The following is a 20,690-nucleotide window of genomic DNA, read 5'->3' as shown; positions in this document are numbered from 1 at the left end:
CCGGTAGCATACTGACCGGGCTTTTTTTCGCTTACTCGCCGCGATAGACGCAGCCGGCGGTGCAGGTCTCTTTCACCATCACCGCGCTCAGCAGCGGGACTCGCGGTTTCATCTCATCCCAGATCCATTTGGCCAGCACTTCGCTGGTAGGGTTTTCCAGACCGGGGATATCGTTCAGATAATAGTGGTCCAGGCGATCGTAGGTCGGCTTGAAGGCGGCCTTCAGCTCGGCGAAATCCATGATCCACCCGGTATGGGGATCGACTTCACCGGTTATCTCCAGACGCACCATAAAGGAGTGGCCATGCAGGCGACCGCATTTGTGTCCTTCCGGGACGTGCGGCAGGTGGTGGGCGGCTTCGAAGGTGAAATCTTTAAACAGCGTGGTGGACATCATTGACTCTCAACAGGACGAAAAAAACCGCCGTAGGGTACCGGAAAGTACATTTTTTCGCATTAACTAAAACGGCCCTGAACAGAAAATCGACACATTTATCTGGGTTAAGTCCATAAAGTTTCGATATTTCAGATGGTTATTTAATCGATTTTGTTGTTAATAACTACAACTAAAACCGGTTAGTCCATTTGGTTATTTATTATTTCCATCCCTTCTTTAATTGTTACTATGCCCGCCGTTAACCTTCTATTCTCTTCTGTTTTTGTCGCGCTGACAGGGTGCGAATAACAGCTTTGCTTACTGGAACAAACGACGCATGACGACACAGGCCCCACCTTCCAACTTGCTGCCGCTCAACCCGGAGCAACTGGCGCGCCTTCAGGCGGCCACCACTGACTTCACGCCCACTCAGCTCGCCTGGGTGTCTGGCTATTTCTGGGGCGTGCTGAATCAGCACTCTGGCGCAACGGCAGTCGCTCCCGCCCCGGCCGCCGAGGTCCCGACGATCACGCTGATTTCCGCCTCGCAAACCGGCAACGCTCGCCGCGTCGCCGAAGCGCTGCGTGACGATCTGCTGGCGGCGAAGCTGAACGTGAAGCTGGTGAATGCAGGTGATTATAAATTCAAACAAATTGCTGCTGAAAAACTGCTGGTGGTCGTGACCTCCACCCAGGGGGAAGGTGAGCCGCCGGAAGAAGCGGTCGCATTGCATAAGTTTCTGTTCTCTAAAAAAGCGCCGAAGCTGGACGGAACCGCATTCGCCGTCTTTGGCCTCGGCGATACCTCTTATGAATTCTTCTGCCAGTCCGGCAAAGATTTCGACAGCAAGCTGGCCGAACTTGGCGCGGAACGCCTGCTCGATCGCGTCGACGCCGACGTTGAATATCAGGCTGCGGCCGCTGAATGGCGCGCGCGCGTCGTTGAGGTGCTGAAGGCCCGTGCGCCGGTTGCCGCGCCCGCTCAGCTGGCCGCCAGCGGCGCAGTGAACGACATTCATACCAGCCCATACACCAAAGAGGCTCCGCTAACGGCGACCCTGTCGGTCAACCAGAAAATCACCGGCCGCGATTCAGAAAAAGATGTACGCCATATCGAAATTGACCTCGGTGATTCCGGTCTGCGCTATCAGCCGGGCGACGCGCTGGGCGTCTGGTATCAAAACGATCCTCAGCTGGTGAAAGAGCTGGTGGAGCTGCTGTGGCTGAAAGGCGACGAGCCGGTAACCGTCGAGGGCAAAACCCTGCCGCTGGCGGAAGCCCTGCAGTGGCATTTTGAGCTGACGGTCAACACCGCCGCTATCGTTGAGAACTACGCCACCCTGACCCGCAGCGAATCGCTGCTGCCGCTGGTGGGCGATAAAGCTCAGCTGCAGCAGTATGCCGCCGCGACGCCGATCGTCGATATGGTCCGTTTCTCCCCGGCGCAGCTGGACGCTGAGGCGTTAATCGGTCTGCTGCGCCCGCTGACGCCGCGTCTGTACTCCATTGCCTCCTCGCAGGCGGAAGTGGAGAGTGAAGTGCATGTCACCGTGGGCGTGGTGCGCTATGACATTGAAGGCCGCGCCCGGGCTGGCGGCGCCTCCAGCTTCCTCGCCGACCGCGTGGAAGAGGATGGCGAAGTCCGCGTCTTCATCGAGCACAATGACAACTTCCGTCTGCCGGCTAACCCGGAGACGCCGGTGATCATGATTGGCCCGGGCACCGGTATTGCGCCGTTCCGCGCCTTCATGCAGCAGCGCGCAGCGGACGGGGCGCCAGGTAAGAACTGGCTGTTCTTCGGCAACCCGCACTTCACTGAAGATTTCCTCTATCAGGTGGAGTGGCAGAGCTATGTAAAAGAGGGGCTGCTGACCCGTATCGATCTGGCCTGGTCCCGCGATCAACAACAAAAAATCTATGTGCAGGACAAACTGCGTGAGCAGGGGGCCGAGCTGTGGCGCTGGATCAATGATGGCGCCCACATTTATGTCTGCGGCGACGCCAATCGTATGGCGAAAGACGTGGAACAGACTTTACTGGAAGTGATTGCCGAATACGGCGCGATGGACGCCGAAGCGGCGGACGAATTTTTAAGTGAGCTGCGCGTTGAGCGCCGTTATCAGCGAGATGTCTACTAATGAGCGAAAAACATCCGGGGCCTTTAGTGGTCGAAGGTAAACTGACCGATGCCGAGCGTATGAAGCTCGAGAGCAACTACCTGCGCGGCACCATTGCGGAAGATTTAAACGACGGTCTGACCGGCGGTTTTAAAGGCGATAACTTCCTGCTGATCCGTTTCCACGGTATGTACCAGCAGGACGATCGCGATATCCGCGCGGAACGCGCCGCTCAGAAGCTGGAGCCGCGCCATGCAATGCTCCTACGCTGCCGTCTGCCGGGCGGGGTGATCACCACCACCCAGTGGAAGGCGATCGATAAGTTTGCCGCCGAGAACACCATTTACGGCAGTATTCGCCTGACCAACCGGCAGACTTTCCAGTTCCACGGCATTTTGAAAAAGAACGTCAAGCCGGTGCATCAGATGCTGCACTCGGTGGGGCTGGACGCGCTGGCCACCGCCAACGATATGAACCGTAACGTGCTGTGCACCTCCAACCCTTACGAGTCGCAGCTGCACGCCGAGGCCTACGAGTGGGCGAAAAAGATCTCCGAGCATCTGCTGCCGCGCACCCGCGCCTATGCCGAAATCTGGCTGGATCAGAAAAAGGTCGCCACCACTGACGAAGAGCCGATCCTCGGTCAGACCTATCTGCCGCGTAAGTTTAAAACCACGGTGGTGATCCCGCCCCAGAACGATATCGATCTGCACGCCAACGACATGAACTTCGTAGCGATCGCCGAAAACGGCAAGCTGGTGGGCTTTAACCTGTTGGTGGGCGGCGGTCTGTCTATCGAACACGGTAACAAAAAAACCTACGCCCGCACGGCGAGCGAATTCGGTTATCTGCCGCTGGAGCATACTCTGGCGGTGGCGGAAGCGGTCGTGACCACCCAGCGCGACTGGGGTAACCGTACCGACCGTAAGAATGCGAAAACCAAGTACACCCTTGAGCGCGTTGGCGTCGAAACCTTCAAGGCGGAAGTGGAGCGCCGGGCAGGTATTAAGTTTGAGCCGATCCGCCCGTACGAATTCACCGGCCGCGGCGACCGCATCGGCTGGGTGAAGGGGATTGATGATAAATGGCACCTGACGCTGTTTATTGAAAACGGCCGCATTCTGGATTATCCGGGGCGCCCGCTGAAAACCGGTCTGCTGGAGATTGCTAAGATCCATCAAGGTGAATTCCGCATCACCGCCAACCAGAACCTGATCGTCGCCAGCGTACCGGAAGATCAGAAGGCGCGGATCGAGAAGCTGGCGCGGGATCATGGCCTGATGAATGCCGTCACCCCGCAGCGCGAAAACTCGATGGCCTGCGTCTCCTTCCCGACCTGCCCGCTGGCGATGGCGGAAGCCGAGCGTTTCCTGCCGTCGTTTATCGACAAGGTGGAAGGGGTGATGAGCAAGCACGGCGTGAGCGATGAGCATATCGTCACCCGCGTCACCGGCTGCCCGAACGGCTGCGGTCGCGCGATGCTGGCGGAAGTGGGGCTGGTGGGGAAAGCGCCAGGTCGCTATAACCTGCACATCGGCGGTAACCGCAGCGGCACCCGCATCCCGCGGATGTACCGGGAGAACATTACCGAGTCGGAAATTCTCGACTCGCTAGACCAACTGGTAGGGCGCTGGGCGAAAGAGCGCGAAGCGGGTGAAGGCTTCGGCGACTTTACGGTGCGTGCGGGCATCATTCGCCCGGTGCTCGATCCAGCCCGCGATTTCTGGGAGTAACATCCTGGTGCCCGGTGGCGCGTAGCGATCCGGGCCTGTAAAACCCGTAGGCCGGGCAAACGCAGTGCCGCCCGGCAAAACAGGCAAACGAGGTTCTTATGTCCGTACTCGATCTAAACGCGCTTAATGCATTGCCGAAAGTGGAACGCATTCTGGCACTCGCGGAAACCAACGCCCAGCTGGAAAAGCTCGACGCCGAAGGGCGTGTGGCCTGGGCGCTGGAAAACCTGCCGGGAGACTATGTGCTGTCGTCAAGCTTTGGCATTCAGGCGGCGGTGAGTTTGCACCTGGTGAACCAGATCCGCCCGGACATTCCGGTGATCCTTACCGATACCGGTTACCTGTTCCCGGAAACCTACCAGTTTATTGATGAGCTGACGGACAAACTCAAGCTGAACCTGAAGGTCTACCGCGCGGCTGAAAGCGCGGCCTGGCAGGAGGCGCGCTACGGCAAGCTGTGGGAGCAGGGCGTTGAGGGCATTGAGAAATACAATGAGATCAACAAGGTTGAACCGATGAACCGGGCGCTGAAAGAGCTCAACGCGCAGACGTGGTTTGCCGGTCTGCGCCGCGAGCAGTCGGGCAGTCGGGCTACGCTTCCGGTGCTGGCGGTCCAGCGCGGGGTGTTCAAGGTGTTGCCGATTATCGACTGGGATAACCGGACGGTGTATCAGTACCTGCAAAAGCACGGGCTGAAATACCATCCGCTGTGGGATCAGGGCTATCTGTCGGTAGGCGATACCCACACCACCCGCAAATGGGAGCCGGGCATGGCAGAAGAAGAGACCCGGTTCTTCGGGCTTAAACGCGAGTGCGGATTGCACGAGGGTTAATAGCGCCTCCTGAGGGAAGGGGGGGCAAGAGAACACGCGGGTTTGCCGCGTGTTCATTTGCAGCCGTCAGCTTTTCTTCTCCACCTTCGCCAGCTCTTTCACCAGCGGCAGCATCACTTTCACGACATCGCGCCCGCGATGCTCGATCCGTCCCGGCAGCGCGTGGTCGATATACTGCTGATTATCCAGCTGCACGTCATGCCAGCTGATGCCCTGCGGGAAGCTGCGCGATTTGCTCCGCTGCTGATAGCCATCTTTCTTGCCTAATGACCAGTTGGTCGCTTCCACCGACAGCACCGGGATCCCCGCGTTGTCGAAGACGCTGGCGTCATTACAGCAGCTGGTGCCTTTCGGGTAAGCCGGATTGAGTCCCGGATTGGTGTAGGCGGCAATGCCTTTGCTGCGGGCGATAGCCAACGCGCGATCGCGGGTCAGCTTGCGTACCGAGGCCGGCGTGCGGCGGCCGCTGTTGAAGTAAAGCTTATCGCCCACCACCAGGTTATCGAGATTGATCACCAGCAGGGTATTTTTCTTTTCCGCCTCGCTCATCCGCTGCAGCAGGTTTTGCGCGCCGAGACGACCTTCCTCTTCGCCGCTGGTGGCGATAAAGCGAATGCCATAGCGGGTGGGGACGTTCTTTAAATGCTCCGCCAGCTCCAGCATCACCCCGAGCCCCATCGCGTTGTCGTCAATTCCCTGCAGCGTCAGGCCGCCGAGGTTATTTTCGACGTCTTTATCGCTCTGCGGCGCGTAGGTATCAAGGTGGGCCATGATGATGATTTGCTGGCGAGACTGGCCTTCATGGGCGGCGATCACCGTACTGCCGGTGGCGTTATGCCAGTTTTTACGCTGGTTGCTGTCGGTATAGATGTAGCGGGTATTGAAGCTCCGCACGTCGCTCTGATAGCCCATCCGGGCGAACTGCTGGCGCAGATAGTCAGCTGAGAGCATTTCCGGGGGCGTTCCGGTCATGCGTCCCGGGAAGACGGTGGCGATATGGCGAGCCTGACTACTGGCGGTGTCGCCCAGCGCGCCGAAGGCGGGGGCGTCGGCGAAAACAAAACCGGTGCCGAGCGCCAGCGGAAGCAGACGGCGGCACAACGCGGAAAACATAAGGGGTCCTTACACGAACGAGACAATTTGACGCGTACAGTATGAAACTGTGACCGCGGTTAAACAATTTCAATTGCTCTTAAATAGCGGAAAAATAGCGTGTTAAGCACTTTTTGATATTTGGATTTCCATCGCGTTATTCCTTTGCGTCACAACTCATTCCATTTCGTAATTTCATTTGCTCTAAGGCGCACCCTATAGTCGCAGTATCGCTGATTGTAAGAGAGTTGTTACCCCGTGGATTACTTGCCCCTTTTTGCCGAACTGAAACAAAGGCCCGTACTGGTGATCGGCGGCGGTGAGATTGCCGAACGCAAGATCAAGTTCCTGCTGCGAGCCCAGGCGCAGGTGCAGGTGGTCGCCGGGACGTTGTCTCCGGCGCTGGCCGATCTGGCGGCGCGCCAGGCGCTTAGCTGGCGGGCGACGGAATTTAGCGACGCTCTGGTGGACGATGTCTTTCTGGTGATTGCCGCCACGGAGGACGAGGCGCTTAACCAGCGGGTGTTTGCGGCGGCTAACGCGCGCTACCGACTGGTCAACGTAGTGGATAACCAGGCGCTGTGCTCGTTTGTTTTCCCTTCTATCGTCGACCGTTCGCCGCTGCTGGTGGCGATCTCCTCCAGCGGGAAAGCGCCGGTGCTGTCGCGCATTCTGCGCGAAAAAATCGAAGCGCTGCTGCCGACGAACCTCGGGCGTCTGGCGGAATCGGCGAGCTACTGGCGCAACCATCTGAAAACCCGTCTGACGACCACCGAAGCGCGTCGCCGCTTTTGGGAGCGGGTCTTTACCGGTCGCTTCGCCAGCCTGATGGTGGCGGGCAACGCTGCGGAGGCGGAAAAGGCGCTGCAGGATGAGCTGGATAAGCCCGAACGCGAAACGGGTGAAATTATTCTGGTAGGGGCCGGACCGGGCGATGCCGGGCTGCTGACCCTGCGTGGCTTGCAGGCGATCCAGCAGGCGGACGTGGTTTTCCACGATCATCTGGTGACCCAGCCGGTTCTCGAGCTGGTGCGCCGCGATGCCGAGCTGGTTTGCGTCGGCAAACGCGCCGGCGAGCACTCGGTGCCGCAGCATGAAACCAATCAGCTGCTGGTGGAGGCGGCGAAGGCGGGGAAAACCGTCGTGCGCCTGAAAGGCGGCGATCCGTTTATTTTTGGCCGCGGCGCTGAAGAGCTGCAGGCCGCCGCCGCTGCGGGCATCCCGTTCCAGGTGGTGCCAGGCGTCACTGCCGCCGCCGGCGCGACGGCCTACGCCGGTATTCCGCTGACCCATCGCGATTATGCGCAAAGCGCCGTCTTTGTCACCGGGCACTATAAGCCGGACAGCGCCCCCTTCGACTGGGCGCTGTTGGCGAAGAGCCAACAGACGCTGGCGATTTACATGGGCACCATGAAGGCGGCGGAAATCAGCGCCCAGCTGATTGCCCACGGTCGCGACAGCAATACGCCGGTAGCGGTGATATCCCGCGGTACCCGCGACGATCAGCAGACGATAACCGGCACATTGCAACAACTCGAACACCTGGCGAAAGACGCCCCGATGCCCGCCCTGCTGGTGGTCGGCGAAGTGGTGCAGCTGCATCAGCAGCTCGCCTGGTTTCAACATACATCATCCGCCGAGGGGTTTAACTCTTCGGTGGTCAATCTGGCTTAAGGAACGGTTATGGACCAAAAACGACTCACTCACCTGCGGCAACTGGAGGCGGAAAGCATCCATATTATTCGTGAGGTGGCCGCCGAATTTTCTAACCCGGTGATGATGTACTCCATCGGGAAAGATTCCAGCGTAATGCTGCATCTGGCGCGCAAAGCGTTTTATCCGGGAACCCTGCCGTTCCCGCTGCTGCACGTCGATACCGGCTGGAAATTCCGTGAGATGTATGAGTTCCGCGACCGTACCGCCAAAGCCTATGGCTGCGAGCTGCTGGTGCATAAAAACCCGGAAGGGGTGGCGATGGGCATTAACCCGTTCGTCCACGGCAGCGCCAAGCATACCGATATCATGAAAACCGAAGGGCTGAAGCAGGCGCTGAACAAATACGGCTTTGACGCCGCATTCGGCGGTGCGCGCCGTGATGAGGAGAAATCCCGCGCCAAAGAGCGCATCTACTCCTTCCGCGACCGCTTCCACCGCTGGGACCCGAAAAACCAGCGTCCGGAGCTGTGGCACAACTACAACGGCCAGATTAACAAAGGCGAAAGCATCCGCGTCTTCCCGCTCTCCAACTGGACCGAGCTGGATATCTGGCAGTACATCTATCTGGAAAACATCGAAATCGTGCCGCTGTATCTGGCCGCTGAGCGCCCGGTGCTGGAGCGCGACGGCATGCTGATGATGATCGATGACGACCGTATCGATCTGCAGCCGGGCGAAGTGATTGAAAAGCGGATGGTGCGTTTCCGTACCCTCGGCTGCTGGCCGCTGACCGGCGCAGTGGAGTCTGAAGCGCAAACGCTGCCGGAAATTATTGAAGAGATGCTGGTATCCACCACCAGCGAACGTCAGGGGCGCGTCATTGACCGCGACCAGGCCGGCTCGATGGAGCTGAAGAAACGTCAGGGGTATTTCTAAGGAGCCGCCATGAACACGACCATTGCCCAACAAATTGCTAATGAAGGCGGCGTAGAAGCTTATCTGCACGCGCAACAGCACAAGAGCCTGCTGCGTTTTCTGACCTGCGGCAGCGTCGATGACGGTAAAAGCACCCTGATTGGCCGTCTGCTGCACGATACCCGCCAGATCTATGAAGATCAGCTCTCTTCGCTGCACAACGACAGCAAGCGCCACGGCACCCAGGGCGAAAAACTGGACCTGGCGCTGCTGGTGGATGGCCTGCAGGCCGAGCGCGAGCAGGGCATCACCATCGACGTGGCCTATCGCTATTTCTCCACCGAGAAGCGCAAATTTATCATCGCTGACACCCCGGGGCACGAGCAGTACACCCGCAATATGGCCACCGGCGCGTCCACCTGCGATCTGGCGATCCTGCTGATCGACGCGCGCAAAGGCGTGCTGGATCAGACCCGCCGTCACAGCTTTATCTCCACCCTGCTGGGCATTAAACACCTGGTGGTGGCGGTCAACAAAATGGATCTCGTCGAGTTTAGCGAAGCGCGCTTCAACGAGATCCGTGAAGCTTACCTGACCTTTGCCGAGCAGCTGCCGGGCAACCTCGATATCCGCTTTGTACCGCTGTCGGCGCTGGAGGGCGATAACGTCGCCAGTCAGAGCGCGAACATGCCGTGGTACAGCGGCCCGACCCTGCTGGAAGTCCTCGAAACCGTGGAGATCCAACGGGTAGTAGAGAGCCAGCCGCTGCGCTTCCCGGTGCAGTATGTTAACCGTCCGAACCTCGATTTCCGCGGCTTCTCCGGTACGGTCGCCTCCGGCACCGTGCAGGTCGGCCAGCGCCTGAAGGTGCTGCCGTCGGGCGTCGAATCGAGCGTGGCGAGGATCGTCACCTTCGACGGCGATCTGCAGGAAGCCGCCGCCGGGGAAGCCATTACCATTGTGCTGAAAGATGAAATCGACATCAGCCGCGGCGACCTGCTGGTTGACGCGCAAGCCACGCTGCCGGCGGTGCAAAGCGCCAGCATCGACGTGGTGTGGATGGCCGAGCAGGCGTTGACCCCGGGGCAGAGCTACGACATCAAAATCGCCGGTAAGAAGACCCGCGCCCGCGTGGACGCTATCCGTTACCAGGTGGATATTAACAACCTGACCCAGCGTGAAGTCGAGTCTCTGCCGCTGAACGGCATCGGGCTGGTGGAGCTGACCTTTGACGAACCTTTAGTGCTGGATCCGTATCAGCAAAACCCGGTGACCGGCGGGCTCATCTTTATCGATCGTCTGACCAACGTCACCGTCGGCGCCGGGATGGTCAACGAGCCGCACCTGCAGGCGTCGACGTCGGCATCGCAGTACAGCGCTTTCGAGCTGGAACTGAACCAGCTGATCCGCAAACACTTCCCGCACTGGGACGCCCGCGACCTGCTGGGAGGCAAATAATGGCCCAGCATGACGAAAACGTCGTCTGGCATGCCCACCCTGTGACCCAGCAGCAGCGGGAACAGCATCACGGCCATCGCGGCGTGGTGCTGTGGTTTACCGGCCTTTCGGGGTCGGGTAAATCCACCGTCGCCGGGGCGCTGGAGGAAGCCTTGCATGAGCGCGGCGTCAGCACCTATCTGCTGGACGGCGATAACGTGCGTCATGGCCTGTGCAGCGACCTGGGATTCAGCGATGAGGATCGCAAAGAGAACATTCGCCGCGTCGGTGAAGTGGCCAGGCTGATGGTCGATGCCGGGCTGGTTGTATTGACGGCATTTATATCTCCGCACCGCGCGGAGCGACAGATGGTGCGCGAGCGCCTGGGGGAGGGACGCTTTATCGAAGTGTTCGTCGATACCCCGCTGGCCATTTGCGAGGCGCGGGATCCGAAAGGATTGTATAAGAAGGCGCGGGCAGGGGAATTACGCAATTTTACCGGCATAGACTCGGTCTATGAGGCACCGGAAAAGGCGGAAATTCATCTGGATGGTGAACAATTGGTAACAAATTTGGTGCACCAACTATTAGACCTGCTGCAACAGAGCGATATTATCAGATCCTGAAACGGCAGCGGCATCGAGGGGTGCCGGTTGCCCGGTCTACAGGATTCGATATGCGCAATACCCAGAACCTCAGTATTATTCGTTCAGAACCGCCTCCGGCGACCGGCGACGAGACCACCTGGTCTTTGTCGGGCGCTGCCGTGGGCTTTATTTCATGGCTGCTGGCGCTGGGTATTCCCTTCCTTCTCTATGGCAGTAATACACTTTTCTTCCTCCTCTACACCTGGCCATTCTTCCTTGCGTTGATGCCAGTGGCGGTGGTGGTCGGTATTGCGCTGCACTCTCTGCTCAATGGCAAACTGCTCTATAGCGCCAGCGCGACCATCCTGACCGTCGGGCTGATGTTTGCGCTACTCTTCCTCTGGCTGTTGGGATAACCCGTTTCTGGTATGAATCAAGCATGGGTATCAGCGGCAAAAATATGGTACAGTCCCCGCGTTACGCGGCATCGTCCGCGCGCCCCGGTAGCGTACCCGGGCGAGTTTTGGGATGATGATGCCGTTTTTCAGGGGGCAGGATGGGTAAACTAACGCTGCTATTATTAGCTTTGCTGGTCTGGCTACAGTATTCGCTGTGGTTCGGTAAAAACGGCCTGCATGACTACACGCGGGTTAACGACGACGTCACCGCCCAGCAGGCGACTAACGCCAAATTAAAAGCACGCAACGATCAGCTGTTTGCCGAAATTGACGACCTCAACGGCGGTCAGGAAGCGATCGAGGAGCGTGCGCGCAATGAACTCAGCATGACCCGCCCGGGCGAAACCTTCTATCGTCTGGTACCGGATGCGTCTAAACGCAACCAGGCATCGGGGCAACAGCAGAACAATCGATAACCAGGCCCAGGATTACGACATGGCAGCCACTTTTCCGGGCATTTGCGCCGTGGTGCCGGCAGCCGGTTTTGGCCGCCGCATGCAAACGGAATGCCCGAAACAATATCTCTCAATCGGTAACAAAACGATTCTCGAACACGCGGTCGCCGCGCTGCTGGCGGATCCGCGCGTCAAGCGCGTGGTGATTGCCGTCAGCCCCGGCGATCGGCGCTTCAGCCAGCTGCCGCTGGCCCAGCACCCGCAAATTATCGTCGTGGATGGCGGCGCCGAGCGCGCCGATTCGGTACTCGCCGGCCTGCAGGCGTTACCGGAAGCGCAGTGGGTGCTGGTGCATGACGCCGCGCGCCCCTGCCTGCATCAGGATGACCTCAGCCGCCTGCTGGCACTCTGTGAAACCAGCCGCGTCGGCGGGATCCTCGCGGCCCCGGTGCGCGACACCATGAAGCGCGCCGAGCCGGGCAAAACCGCCGTCGCCCATACCGTCGATCGTAATGACCTGTGGCACGCGCTCACCCCGCAATTTTTCCCTCGCGAGCTGCTGGTGGATTGCCTCACCCGGGCGCTGAACGAGGGGGCCACCATCACCGATGAAGCCTCGGCGCTGGAGTATTGCGGCTTCCATCCGCAGCTGGTCGCCGGACGCGCTGATAATATTAAAGTGACGCGCCCGGAAGATCTGGCGCTGGCGGAATTTTACCTCACCCGTTCCCGACACCAGGAGAAAGCTTAATGCGAATTGGACATGGTTTTGACGTACACGCTTTTGGCGGTGAAGGCCCAATCATCATTGGCGGGGTACGCATTCCTTATGAAAAAGGGCTGCTGGCCCACTCCGACGGCGACGTCGCGCTGCATGCGCTGACCGACGCGCTGCTGGGCGCCGCGGCGCTCGGCGATATTGGCAAGCTGTTCCCGGATACCGATCCGGCGTTTAAAGGCGCCGACAGCCGCGAACTGCTGCGCGAAGCGTGGCGCCGCATTCAGGCCAAAGGCTATACGCTCGGCAACGTCGACGTCACCATTATCGCCCAGGCACCGAAAATGCTGCCGCATATCCCGCAAATGCGTGTCTTTATCGCTGAAGATCTCGGCTGCCATATGGACGACGTCAACGTGAAAGCGACCACCACCGAGAAGCTGGGCTTCACCGGCCGCGGGGAAGGGATCGCCTGCGAAGCGGTCGCGCTGCTGCGTAAGGCCGACAAATGATCGCCTTTGACCAACTGACCTGGCTGCACGGCAAGCCGCAGAGCAGCGGGCTGCTGAAAGCCAATCCGGAAGATTTTCTGGTAGTGGAAGACCTGGGCTTTGCCCCGGACGGCGAAGGCGAGCACGTGCTGGTGCGGATCCTTAAAAACGGCTGCAATACGCGTTTTGTCGCCGACGCGCTGGCGAAATTCCTCAAAATCCATGCCCGTGAAGTGAGCTTCGCCGGGCAAAAAGATAAGCACGCCGTCACCGAGCAGTGGCTGTGCGCTCGGGTGCCTGGCAAAGAGATGCCGGATCTGAGCAAATTTCAGCTTGAGGGCTGCCAGGTACTGGAATATGCCCGCCATAAGCGTAAGCTGCGATTAGGCGCGCTGAAGGGCAACCAGTTTACCCTGATCCTGCGCGAGATTAGCGATCGCCAGGAGGTGGAGACGCGTCTGCAGGCCATCGCTGAACGGGGCGTGCCGAACTATTTCGGCGCTCAGCGCTTCGGCATTGGCGGCAGTAACCTGCAGGGCGCGCTGCGCTGGGCGGAGAGCGGCGCGCCGGTGCGCGATCGCAATAAGCGCAGTTTTTGGTTGTCGGCGGCCCGCAGCGCGTTGTTTAATCAGCAAGTCAGTATTAGATTAAAAAAAACGGAATTTAATCAGGTTGTTGATGGCGATGCGCTACAATTAGCGGGGCGTGGGAGCTGGTTTGTCGTCACACCGGAAGAACTCGAGGTTTCGCAGGCGCGGGTGCACAACCGCGAACTGATGATCACGGCTGCGCTACCGGGCAGCGGCGACTGGGGAAGCCAGCGCGACGCCCTGGCCGCCGAGCAGGCCGCCATCGCCGAGGAAACCTCGCTGCAGACACTGTTGGTGCGGGAGAAAGTCGAGGCGGCGCGCCGGGCGATGCTCCTCTATCCGCAGCAGTTGAGCTGGAACTGGTGGGATGATGTAACCGTTGAACTGCGTTTCTGGCTGCCGGCGGGCAGCTTCGCCACCAGCGTGGTCAGGGAGCTTATCAATACAACGGGTGACTATGCGAATATTGCTGAGTAACGATGACGGGATCCATGCGCCGGGGATACAGACCCTGGCGAAGGCCTTAAGGGAATTTGCCGAGGTCCAGGTGGTTGCACCCGATCGTAACCGCAGCGGGGCTTCGAATTCGCTGACGCTGGAATCGTCACTGCGCACCTTTACCTATGAAAATGGCGATATCGCCGTCCAGATGGGGACGCCGACGGACTGCGTCTACCTTGGCGTGAACGCGCTGATGCGCCCGCGCCCGGACATCGTCGTTTCCGGCATCAACGCCGGACCCAACCTGGGCGATGACGTCATTTACTCCGGCACCGTGGCGGCGGCGATGGAAGGCCGCCATCTGGGGTTCCCCGCGCTGGCCGTGTCGCTCAATGGCTATCAACACTACGACACCGCCGCGGCGGTGACCTGTACTCTCCTGCGCGGACTCAGCCGTGAACCGCTGCGCACCGGGCGGATCCTCAACGTCAATGTCCCGGACCTGCCCCTTGATCAGATCAAAGGCATCCGCGTGACCCGCTGCGGCAACCGCCATCCTGCCGACCAGGTGATTCCGCAAAAGGATCCGCGCGGCAATACCCTGTACTGGATAGGCCCCCCGGGCGATAAGCGCGACGCCGGGCCGGGCACCGATTTTGCGGCAGTGGATGAAGGCTATGTTTCCGTTACGCCATTGCACGTCGATTTAACCGCCCATCAGGCGCATGAGGTGGTCACCGATTGGCTGGAACGTGTCGGGGTTGACAGGCAATGGTAAGTAAACGTGTTGAAAGTTTGTTGAATCAACTGCGCACGCAGGGCATCGTCGATGAACGTGTCCTCGAGGCGATCGCGCGCGTCCCGCGCGAAAAGTTTGTTGATGAAGCCTTTGAACATAAAGCGTGGGAAAACACCGCGCTGCCGATTGGCCAGGGGCAAACCATCTCCCAGCCGTACATGGTGGCGCGGATGACCGAGCTGCTGACGTTGACGCCGGAGTCGCGGGTGCTGGAGATCGGCACCGGTTCCGGTTACCAGACGGCCATCCTGGCGCATCTGGTGCATCACGTTTGCTCGGTAGAGCGAATAAAGAGTTTACAGTGGCAGGCGCGTCGTCGCCTGAAACAACTTGATTTACATAATGTTTCAACCCGTCATGGCGATGGGTGGCAAGGTTGGCAGGCGCGGGCGCCGTTTGATGCCATTATTGTGACGGCGGCGCCGCCGGAAATACCGACCGCGCTGCTGGCGCAGCTGGATGACGACGGCGTGCTGGTACTGCCGGTTGGCGAGGAGCATCAGTTTCTCAAACGGATCCGTCGCCGGGGCAACGAATTTATCATTGATACCGTCGAGGCCGTTCGCTTTGTTCCCCTGGTGAAAGGGGAGCTGGCCTGAGACCCGGATTATTCCAGGTTTTTTTTGCCTGACTTTAGGCGTAGGGTGGACACATTTTTCAGTGTCCTGGCCGGGCGTCGCCCGGTAAGCAAGATATTGGCAGTTAACATATTCCTGGGGGATAAATGAGCGCGGGAAGCACCAAATTTACCGTCAGCCGTATTGCGGCTCTTTCACTGGTTTCACTCTGGCTGGCCGGATGTACCAACACCAATAATCCGCCTGCGCCGGTCAGCTCTGCCGGCGGTGCCGCCTCTTCCAGCACCAACTCCGGCATGTTGATTACGCCGCCATCCTCCGGCGTCAAGTCTGCTCCTCAGGCGCAGCCGATCCAGCCGGTGCAGACCCAGACCATTCAGCCGCAGCCAATGGCGCAGGAGCCGGTGCAGACGGTGAATGGCAAGATCGTTTACAACCGCAAATATGGCGATATTCCGAAAGGTAGCTATACCGGCGGCAGTACCTATACGGTCAAACGCGGCGACACGCTGTTCTATATCGCCTGGGTCACCGGCAACGATTTCCGTGACCTGGCGCAACGCAACAATGTCCCGGCCCCGTACGCCCTGAACGTCGGCCAGGTGCTGCAGGTCGGCAACGCTTCAGGCCAGCCGATCACCGGTGAAAATGCCGTTTCTCAGGCCAGCGCAAGGGCGAGCGGCGGTGCGACGGCCACCACAACTTCTGCACAAAAATCGACCGCGGTGGTTGCTTCACAACCGACTATTACGTATTCTGAATCCTCAGGTGAACAAAGTGCTACCAAGATGTTGCCTAATAATAAACCAGCGACCACGACCTCGACGGTCGTCGCGCCGGTGACGGCACCAACAACGGTGAGCACAACCCAGCCGACTGCAAGCAGTACGTCAACCAGTTCGCCGATCTCATCATGGCGCTGGCCGACTGATGGCAAAGTTATCGAAAACTTTAGTGGCGCGGAAGGCGGCAATAAAGGTATCGACATTGCAGGCAGTAAGGGACAGGCTATTGTCGCGACCGCCGATGGGCGCGTCGTCTATGCCGGTAACGCACTGCGCGGCTACGGTAATCTTATTATCATCAAACACAACGATGATTACCTGAGTGCCTACGCTCATAACGATACCATGCTGGTTCGGGAGCAACAGGAAGTCAAAGCGGGGCAGAAAATCGCTACCATGGGTAGCACCGGAACCAGCTCAACAAGATTACATTTTGAAATTCGTTACAAGGGGAAATCCGTCAACCCGCTGCAGTACTTACCGCAGCGATAATTTGGCAAAGTACGGATAAGCGAAGCATTAGCTAACAGGCGCCAGGGCGGTGTCTATGCGCCTCTCGCAGAGAGGAGTAGGGAAAATCGTCCTGGCGTCTTTTGTTGATGCGCCGTGGAAGGTGCTTTGCTCAGGGATCACGGGTAGGAGCCACCTTTATGAGTCAGAATACGCTGAAAGTTCATGATTTAAATGAAGACGCGGAATTTGATGAGAACGGAATTGAGGTTTTCGACGAGAAGGCCTTAGTAGAAGAGGAACCCAGTGATAGCGATCTGGCTGAGGAAGAGCTGCTGTCGCAAGGCGCAACGCAACGCGTGCTTGACGCCACTCAGCTTTATCTTGGAGAGATTGGTTATTCCCCACTGCTGACCGCGGAAGAGGAAGTCTATTTCGCGCGTCGCGCACTGCGTGGTGATGTCGCTTCACGCCGTCGCATGATTGAAAGCAACCTGCGTCTGGTGGTGAAGATTGCCCGTCGTTACAGCAATCGTGGTCTGGCGCTGCTGGATCTGATTGAAGAAGGTAACCTCGGCCTGATCCGCGCCGTTGAGAAGTTTGACCCGGAACGTGGGTTCCGTTTTTCGACCTATGCGACCTGGTGGATCCGCCAGACCATTGAACGGGCGATCATGAACCAAACCCGTACGATCCGTTTGCCGATCCACATTGTCAAAGAGCTGAACGTCTATCTGCGTACCGCGCGCGAGTTGTCCCATAAGCTGGACCACGAGCCGAGCGCGGAAGAGATTGCCGAACAGCTGGACAAACCGGTCGATGACGTCAGCCGTATGCTGCGTCTGAACGAGCGCATCACCTCGGTGGATACCCCGCTGGGTGGCGATTCAGAAAAAGCGCTGCTGGATATTCTGGCCGATGAGAAAGAGAACGGCCCGGAAGACACCACGCAGGACGATGATATGAAACAAAGCATCGTTAAATGGCTGTTCGAACTGAACGCCAAGCAGCGTGAGGTTCTGGCGCGTCGTTTCGGTCTGCTGGGTTATGAAGCCGCCACCCTGGAAGATGTGGGCCGTGAAATTGGCCTCACCCGCGAGCGTGTGCGTCAGATCCAGGTGGAAGGTCTGCGTCGTCTGCGGGAAATTCTGCAGGGGCAAGGACTGAATATCGAAGCGCTCTTCCGCGAATAAGATCTTTTCTCTCAAAAAGGCCCCCTCGAAAGTCGGGGCCTTTTTCTTTACGCTAGCCGCGGCGGGTTTCCTGCAGATGGCGCCAGACAATTCTCCCTTCCGCTTGCTGAAAAATCGCCGTCGACCAGCGTACGTTCTCACTGCCATCCGCCAGCGTTTGGCGTTCACGGTATAGCACGGCGGCGCCGTCGTGCCACTCGCTGATGATTTTCGTCTGATCCACCACGATGTGTAATCCCGGACGGCTTGCGCCCGCCTCGTGAAAAAAACGGCTCACCGTCGGGTAGTCCATCTTCTCGCCGCTCAGAGGGATCATAGTGAATTCGGCGGCAAAACGGCTTATCAGCGCCTCAGCGCTCCCTTCCCCCTGGCTTAACCAGCGTTCGATAAGGACATGGGCGTCGAGGACTTCCTGCAGATACGGGTTCATGACTTCTCCAGAGTGGTGTGCAGGCGATGGATAATCGCCCGATTATTCAGCCGCAGGCAACACAACAGCGGCAACAGGGTTATGGCGGCGGCGCAGCTAAACGCGCCTTGCCAGGCGTAGGCCGGCGGGAATACCCTCAGCAGCAGAGCGAGCAGCGCGCTGCCGGCAAAGAAGCTGAGCTGGCGGTTAAGGTTCCACAGCGCGCTGGCGTCAGGCATCTCTTCGCCAGGCGTATGCAGGAAAGCGCTGCTTTGCGCGGTGCTGCTGCATAAGCTGCCTCCGCCGCCCATCAGCGTAAAGGCCAGAATCAACAGCGCCAGCGGGCTGTGCGCATCGACCTGCAGCAGCAGCAGGATCCCTGCCGCCTGAAGCAGGCAGCCGACTATCACCAGAGGCCGCGGTCCGAAGCGGTTGAAATACCTGCCGGTAAAGGTGATGGCGACAAACGAGGCCAGCGACCAGGGCACCATCAGGGCGCCAATGGCCCCCGGTGCCATCCCGGTGACGCGTTGCAGGTAGAACATTCCCACGACGTTGACGCCAATAAACATTCCCGGTACGCAGAGATAAATAAGCATGGCGAAGCGCAGGAGAGGATCGGCCAGCAACGACAGCGGGAGCAAGCGGGCCGGCCGGACAGGGGCGGAGGTGTCGTTCAGCCATCGCGCCGCCAGCATAAAGGTAAGCAGGGCGACAGGCAGGCTGGCGAAAAAGACCCAGCGCCAGCTGAAGGCCTGGACTAGCAGACCGCCGATCGCCGGCGAGCAGGCGGGCGCCAGCAGGCCGACCAGCATCACCGCCGCCGATAGCTTCGCCCGCTCCTGCGGCTGAAACAGCGGCCAGGTCAGCGCCTGACCGAGGGGGATTAGCAGCCCGCCGCCCATCCCCTGCAACGTCCGCCAGAAAATCAGCGCACCCAGGCTGTGGGCCAGCCCTGATGCCAGCGCGCCGAGGCTGAACAGCCCCAGCGAGAGTAAAAACAGCCGTTTTGGTCCACAGCGCTGGCTGAGCCAGGCGCTGAACGGCACGACGACCGTCAGGCCAAGAATATAGGCATTGCTGACCCACGCCAGCTGCGAGACGGATACCGCCAGCGCGTGGCTGATAGCCGGGAAGGCGATGCTGGCGATAAACATATTGATTAAGTCGAGAAAAAAGCCGAACAGAAAAACGGTGGCAACGCGGTGGCGATAGGTCATGATTCACTCCCTCAGACAGGCGGCTACTGTAAACCCGGCGCCACGGGGGATAAACGGGGTGAATCGGGATATACTGTCTGAATATTTTTGACAATTATCCGGACGACGATGCTAAACCTTCAGCGCGTGACCATGTTTATCGCCGTGGTGGACGCCGGCAGCTTCACCCAGGCCGCCGCGGCGCTGGGGCAGACCAAAGCGGTGGTCAGCTTTAACGTAAGGCAACTGGAAAATGAGCTGGGGGTGACCCTGCTGCTGCGCTCGACGCGACGTCTGCGGCTCACTGACGCCGGGGCGCTGTTCTATCAGCGTGGGGTGGCGCTGCTGAAAGCGGCGGAAAATCTGCAGGATGAGGTTCGGGCCAGCCATAGCGGTTTAAGCGGAGAGCTGCGGATCACCACCACGCCGGAGTATGGCGCACAGGTTATCATCCCGGCGCTGGCGGCGTTTTCCCGTCATCATCCGGCGTTACGGGTGCGGCACGTCTCGTCCTCCCATCATGCGGATCTTATCTCCGAACGATTTGACGTGGCGATACGCCTCGGCACGTTGGCCGATTCCCGCTACCGGGCGACGCGGATTGCCAGTTTTGCGATCCTGCCCGTCGCCTCACCGGCCTGGCTGGCGAGCCATCCGCTGCAGACGCTGTCCGATCTGGCGCAAGCTGATTGGATTATTCACGAGCGTCTGCCTGCGCCGCTGCGCTGGCAGCTGCGAACGGATGAACAGGCAGAGGTGGATTTTACGATAGTCAACGCGCCACGGTTTTCAGCCGACAGCGCCACGGCGCTGATGAGCTTTGCTCTGGCCGGATGCGGCGTCGCTTTGCTGCCTGCCTGGCTGGTGGCCGGGAAACTGGCGCAGCGGGAGCTGGTGGCTGTCCTGCCGGAATACCATTTCCCGCCGCAGGGCGTGTATGCCCTTTTTCCCGATGCGCAGCATATGCCGACCCGGGTGCGGGCGTTTATCGACTTTCTGCGTGAGCAGCTCGACTAGGCGCTTGCTCAGGGAACCATCATCTTACGCACCAGCCGGGAGAACTGCTCGCGTTCATCATCGCTCAGGCGGCCGAGAAACTCGTCATCGACCTCATTGCCTTGCGGAATGGAACGGTTAAGCAGCGCCTCGCCTTCGTCGGTCAGAAAGACAAAACGGCGGCGTTTATCGGCCGGATCGTGCTCCCGGCGCACCAGGCCGCGCGCTTCCATCCGGCTGAGCATCTCCGCCAGCGTGGCCTTAGTACTGACCGCCGCTTCAATCAGCACCACCTGTTCGATCCCCGGCTGCTCGGCAACCGAGCGCATCACCGCATACTGAGGCTTAGTCAGGTCCGGTAACGCCTGCTGCCAGCGGGCGGTATGTTGTTGAAAAAGCTGGCGCAGCAGGTGGAATGCTTCGTTTCGTAACTCCATGAATAC

At 59.3% G+C, this 20,690-nt stretch carries 23 protein-coding genes; 17 read left to right on the top strand and 6 right to left on the bottom strand.

Features of this window, described 5'->3' with window-relative positions; translation table 11 throughout:
* Window positions 1-31 precede the first annotated feature (31 nt).
* A complete protein-coding gene (gene queD / locus ABLU50_RS17990; protein ID WP_004174641.1) occupies window positions 32-397 on the bottom strand; it encodes a 6-carboxytetrahydropterin synthase QueD in 366 nt (121 codons plus the stop codon).
* A 316-nt stretch (window positions 398-713) separates the two neighbouring features.
* Here queD and cysJ point away from each other — a divergent pair, with 316 nt between their 5' ends.
* The 3 genes from cysJ (at window position 714) to cysH (ending at window position 5,058) form a co-directional block, all read left to right on the top strand.
* Complete coding sequence (cysJ, locus tag ABLU50_RS17985) at window positions 714-2,513, top strand: NADPH-dependent assimilatory sulfite reductase flavoprotein subunit (RefSeq protein ID WP_043520757.1); 1,800 nt, start codon at window positions 714-716, stop codon at window positions 2,511-2,513.
* The gene (cysI, locus tag ABLU50_RS17980; RefSeq protein WP_004205585.1) at window positions 2,513-4,225 is read left to right on the top strand and encodes an assimilatory sulfite reductase (NADPH) hemoprotein subunit; all 1,713 of its coding nucleotides are present in this window, start codon (window positions 2,513-2,515) and stop codon (window positions 4,223-4,225) included. The genes cysJ and cysI overlap by 1 nt, the downstream gene beginning before the upstream one ends.
* A 98-nt stretch (window positions 4,226-4,323) precedes the next feature.
* Complete coding sequence (cysH, locus tag ABLU50_RS17975) at window positions 4,324-5,058, top strand: phosphoadenosine phosphosulfate reductase (protein ID WP_004205586.1); 735 nt, start codon at window positions 4,324-4,326, stop codon at window positions 5,056-5,058.
* A gap of 66 nt (window positions 5,059-5,124) precedes the next feature.
* Here the strand turns inward: cysH and ABLU50_RS17970 are convergent, their stop codons facing one another.
* Window positions 5,125-6,171 (bottom strand): aminopeptidase, encoded by a 1,047-nt coding sequence (locus ABLU50_RS17970; RefSeq protein WP_087833247.1) that lies wholly within the window; start codon window positions 6,169-6,171, stop codon window positions 5,125-5,127.
* A 246-nt stretch (window positions 6,172-6,417) separates the two neighbouring features.
* Between ABLU50_RS17970 and cysG the strand changes: the two genes are divergently transcribed.
* The 11 genes from cysG to ABLU50_RS17915 all read left to right on the top strand — a co-directional run bounded on the left by cysG (window position 6,418) and on the right by ABLU50_RS17915 (window position 15,236).
* Entirely contained in the window at window positions 6,418-7,824 is a 1,407-nt protein-coding gene (gene cysG / locus ABLU50_RS17965) for a siroheme synthase CysG (protein ID WP_072096587.1), read from the top strand.
* A 9-nt stretch (window positions 7,825-7,833) separates the two neighbouring features.
* Complete coding sequence (gene cysD / locus ABLU50_RS17960) at window positions 7,834-8,742, top strand: sulfate adenylyltransferase subunit CysD (protein ID WP_002915160.1); 909 nt, start codon at window positions 7,834-7,836, stop codon at window positions 8,740-8,742.
* 9 nt (window positions 8,743-8,751) lie between these two features.
* Entirely contained in the window at window positions 8,752-10,179 is a 1,428-nt protein-coding gene (gene cysN / locus ABLU50_RS17955; RefSeq protein WP_004205589.1) for a sulfate adenylyltransferase subunit CysN, read from the top strand.
* Entirely contained in the window at window positions 10,179-10,784 is a 606-nt protein-coding gene (gene cysC / locus ABLU50_RS17950) for an adenylyl-sulfate kinase (protein WP_002915158.1), read from the top strand. Before cysN ends, cysC begins: the two co-directional genes overlap by 1 nt.
* Window positions 10,785-10,834: 50 nt before the next feature.
* Complete coding sequence (locus tag ABLU50_RS17945; protein WP_004205590.1) at window positions 10,835-11,161, top strand: DUF3561 family protein; 327 nt, start codon at window positions 10,835-10,837, stop codon at window positions 11,159-11,161.
* A gap of 140 nt (window positions 11,162-11,301) precedes the next feature.
* The gene (gene ftsB, locus ABLU50_RS17940; RefSeq protein WP_002915156.1) at window positions 11,302-11,619 is read left to right on the top strand and encodes a cell division protein FtsB; all 318 of its coding nucleotides are present in this window, start codon (window positions 11,302-11,304) and stop codon (window positions 11,617-11,619) included.
* Between the two features lie 19 nt (window positions 11,620-11,638).
* Complete coding sequence (gene ispD, locus ABLU50_RS17935; protein WP_087833248.1) at window positions 11,639-12,349, top strand: 2-C-methyl-D-erythritol 4-phosphate cytidylyltransferase; 711 nt, start codon at window positions 11,639-11,641, stop codon at window positions 12,347-12,349.
* On the top strand, window positions 12,349-12,828 hold the full coding sequence (ispF, locus tag ABLU50_RS17930) for a 2-C-methyl-D-erythritol 2,4-cyclodiphosphate synthase (RefSeq protein WP_004181093.1): 480 nt from the start codon (window positions 12,349-12,351) through the stop codon (window positions 12,826-12,828). Before ispD ends, ispF begins: the two co-directional genes overlap by 1 nt.
* Window positions 12,825-13,874, top strand: coding sequence for a tRNA pseudouridine(13) synthase TruD (gene truD / locus ABLU50_RS17925; RefSeq protein ID WP_004205599.1), 1,050 nt, complete (start codon window positions 12,825-12,827; stop codon window positions 13,872-13,874). Before ispF ends, truD begins: the two co-directional genes overlap by 4 nt.
* The gene (gene surE, locus ABLU50_RS17920) at window positions 13,855-14,616 is read left to right on the top strand and encodes a 5'/3'-nucleotidase SurE (protein ID WP_004205600.1); all 762 of its coding nucleotides are present in this window, start codon (window positions 13,855-13,857) and stop codon (window positions 14,614-14,616) included. The genes truD and surE overlap by 20 nt, the downstream gene beginning before the upstream one ends.
* Window positions 14,610-15,236: a protein-L-isoaspartate(D-aspartate) O-methyltransferase gene (locus tag ABLU50_RS17915; protein WP_004205602.1), complete on the top strand. Its 627-nt coding sequence runs from the start codon at window positions 14,610-14,612 to the stop codon at window positions 15,234-15,236. The genes surE and ABLU50_RS17915 overlap by 7 nt, the downstream gene beginning before the upstream one ends.
* Before the next feature lie 103 nt (window positions 15,237-15,339).
* Here the strand turns inward: ABLU50_RS17915 and ABLU50_RS17910 are convergent, their stop codons facing one another.
* Window positions 15,340-15,471 (bottom strand): peptidase, encoded by a 132-nt coding sequence (locus ABLU50_RS17910; protein WP_224052236.1) that lies wholly within the window; start codon window positions 15,469-15,471, stop codon window positions 15,340-15,342.
* On the opposite strand from ABLU50_RS17910, the gene nlpD reads away from it, so the two are divergent.
* Together nlpD and rpoS are read left to right on the top strand one after the other, a co-directional pair.
* Window positions 15,413-16,492 (top strand): murein hydrolase activator NlpD, encoded by a 1,080-nt coding sequence (gene nlpD / locus ABLU50_RS17905; RefSeq protein WP_224052234.1) that lies wholly within the window; start codon window positions 15,413-15,415, stop codon window positions 16,490-16,492. The two genes, ABLU50_RS17910 and nlpD, sit on opposite strands and share 59 nt — an antisense overlap.
* 158 nt (window positions 16,493-16,650) lie before the next feature.
* Entirely contained in the window at window positions 16,651-17,643 is a 993-nt protein-coding gene (gene rpoS, locus ABLU50_RS17900) for an RNA polymerase sigma factor RpoS (RefSeq protein WP_002915106.1), read from the top strand.
* Between the two features lie 52 nt (window positions 17,644-17,695).
* On the opposite strand, the gene ABLU50_RS17895 is transcribed toward rpoS, so the two are convergent.
* A complete protein-coding gene (locus ABLU50_RS17895) occupies window positions 17,696-18,073 on the bottom strand; it encodes a DUF4440 domain-containing protein (protein ID WP_087833249.1) in 378 nt (125 codons plus the stop codon).
* On the bottom strand, window positions 18,070-19,272 hold the full coding sequence (locus tag ABLU50_RS17890; RefSeq protein ID WP_065878732.1) for an MFS transporter: 1,203 nt from the start codon (window positions 19,270-19,272) through the stop codon (window positions 18,070-18,072). The genes ABLU50_RS17895 and ABLU50_RS17890 overlap by 4 nt, the downstream gene beginning before the upstream one ends.
* A 108-nt stretch (window positions 19,273-19,380) precedes the next feature.
* Between ABLU50_RS17890 and ABLU50_RS17885 the strand changes: the two genes are divergently transcribed.
* Window positions 19,381-20,268 (top strand): LysR family transcriptional regulator, encoded by an 888-nt coding sequence (locus ABLU50_RS17885; protein WP_004205610.1) that lies wholly within the window; start codon window positions 19,381-19,383, stop codon window positions 20,266-20,268.
* 8 nt (window positions 20,269-20,276) lie between these two features.
* Here the strand turns inward: ABLU50_RS17885 and ABLU50_RS17880 are convergent, their stop codons facing one another.
* Entirely contained in the window at window positions 20,277-20,684 is a 408-nt protein-coding gene (locus ABLU50_RS17880) for a MarR family transcriptional regulator (protein WP_004205611.1), read from the bottom strand.
* Between the last annotated feature and the right edge of the window lie 6 nt (window positions 20,685-20,690).

The sequence above is a fragment of the Klebsiella sp. GG_Kp173 genome, assembly GCF_040062415.1.
Lineage (GTDB): Bacteria > Pseudomonadota > Gammaproteobacteria > Enterobacterales > Enterobacteriaceae > Klebsiella > Klebsiella quasipneumoniae.
Note: the sequence above shows the minus strand (reverse complement) of the source record. Positions and strands in the feature narration are given on the sequence as shown.

Bases quoted from the DNA above. Each gene is read 5' to 3' on its own strand.
- ABLU50_RS17915 (WP_004205602.1), top strand. From the start codon at position 14,610: ATGGTAAGTAAACGTGTTGAAAGTTTGTTGAATCAACTGCGCACGCAG.
- ftsB (WP_002915156.1), top strand. From the start codon at position 11,302: ATGGGTAAACTAACGCTGCTATTATTAGCTTTGCTGGTCTGGCTACAG.
- cysN (WP_004205589.1), top strand. From the start codon at position 8,752: ATGAACACGACCATTGCCCAACAAATTGCTAATGAAGGCGGCGTAGAA.
- cysJ (WP_043520757.1), top strand. From the start codon at position 714: ATGACGACACAGGCCCCACCTTCCAACTTGCTGCCGCTCAACCCGGAG.
- ABLU50_RS17970 (WP_087833247.1), bottom strand. From the start codon at position 6,171: ATGTTTTCCGCGTTGTGCCGCCGTCTGCTTCCGCTGGCGCTCGGCACC.
- ABLU50_RS17880 (WP_004205611.1), bottom strand. From the start codon at position 20,684: ATGGAGTTACGAAACGAAGCATTCCACCTGCTGCGCCAGCTTTTTCAA.
- truD (WP_004205599.1), top strand. From the start codon at position 12,825: ATGATCGCCTTTGACCAACTGACCTGGCTGCACGGCAAGCCGCAGAGC.
- cysI (WP_004205585.1), top strand. From the start codon at position 2,513: ATGAGCGAAAAACATCCGGGGCCTTTAGTGGTCGAAGGTAAACTGACC.
- cysD (WP_002915160.1), top strand. From the start codon at position 7,834: ATGGACCAAAAACGACTCACTCACCTGCGGCAACTGGAGGCGGAAAGC.
- cysC (WP_002915158.1), top strand. From the start codon at position 10,179: ATGGCCCAGCATGACGAAAACGTCGTCTGGCATGCCCACCCTGTGACC.
- ispF (WP_004181093.1), top strand. From the start codon at position 12,349: ATGCGAATTGGACATGGTTTTGACGTACACGCTTTTGGCGGTGAAGGC.
- cysH (WP_004205586.1), top strand. From the start codon at position 4,324: ATGTCCGTACTCGATCTAAACGCGCTTAATGCATTGCCGAAAGTGGAA.
- ABLU50_RS17885 (WP_004205610.1), top strand. From the start codon at position 19,381: ATGCTAAACCTTCAGCGCGTGACCATGTTTATCGCCGTGGTGGACGCC.
- queD (WP_004174641.1), bottom strand. From the start codon at position 397: ATGATGTCCACCACGCTGTTTAAAGATTTCACCTTCGAAGCCGCCCAC.
- ispD (WP_087833248.1), top strand. From the start codon at position 11,639: ATGGCAGCCACTTTTCCGGGCATTTGCGCCGTGGTGCCGGCAGCCGGT.
- rpoS (WP_002915106.1), top strand. From the start codon at position 16,651: ATGAGTCAGAATACGCTGAAAGTTCATGATTTAAATGAAGACGCGGAA.
- ABLU50_RS17890 (WP_065878732.1), bottom strand. From the start codon at position 19,272: ATGACCTATCGCCACCGCGTTGCCACCGTTTTTCTGTTCGGCTTTTTT.
- ABLU50_RS17945 (WP_004205590.1), top strand. From the start codon at position 10,835: ATGCGCAATACCCAGAACCTCAGTATTATTCGTTCAGAACCGCCTCCG.
- surE (WP_004205600.1), top strand. From the start codon at position 13,855: ATGCGAATATTGCTGAGTAACGATGACGGGATCCATGCGCCGGGGATA.
- ABLU50_RS17895 (WP_087833249.1), bottom strand. From the start codon at position 18,073: ATGAACCCGTATCTGCAGGAAGTCCTCGACGCCCATGTCCTTATCGAA.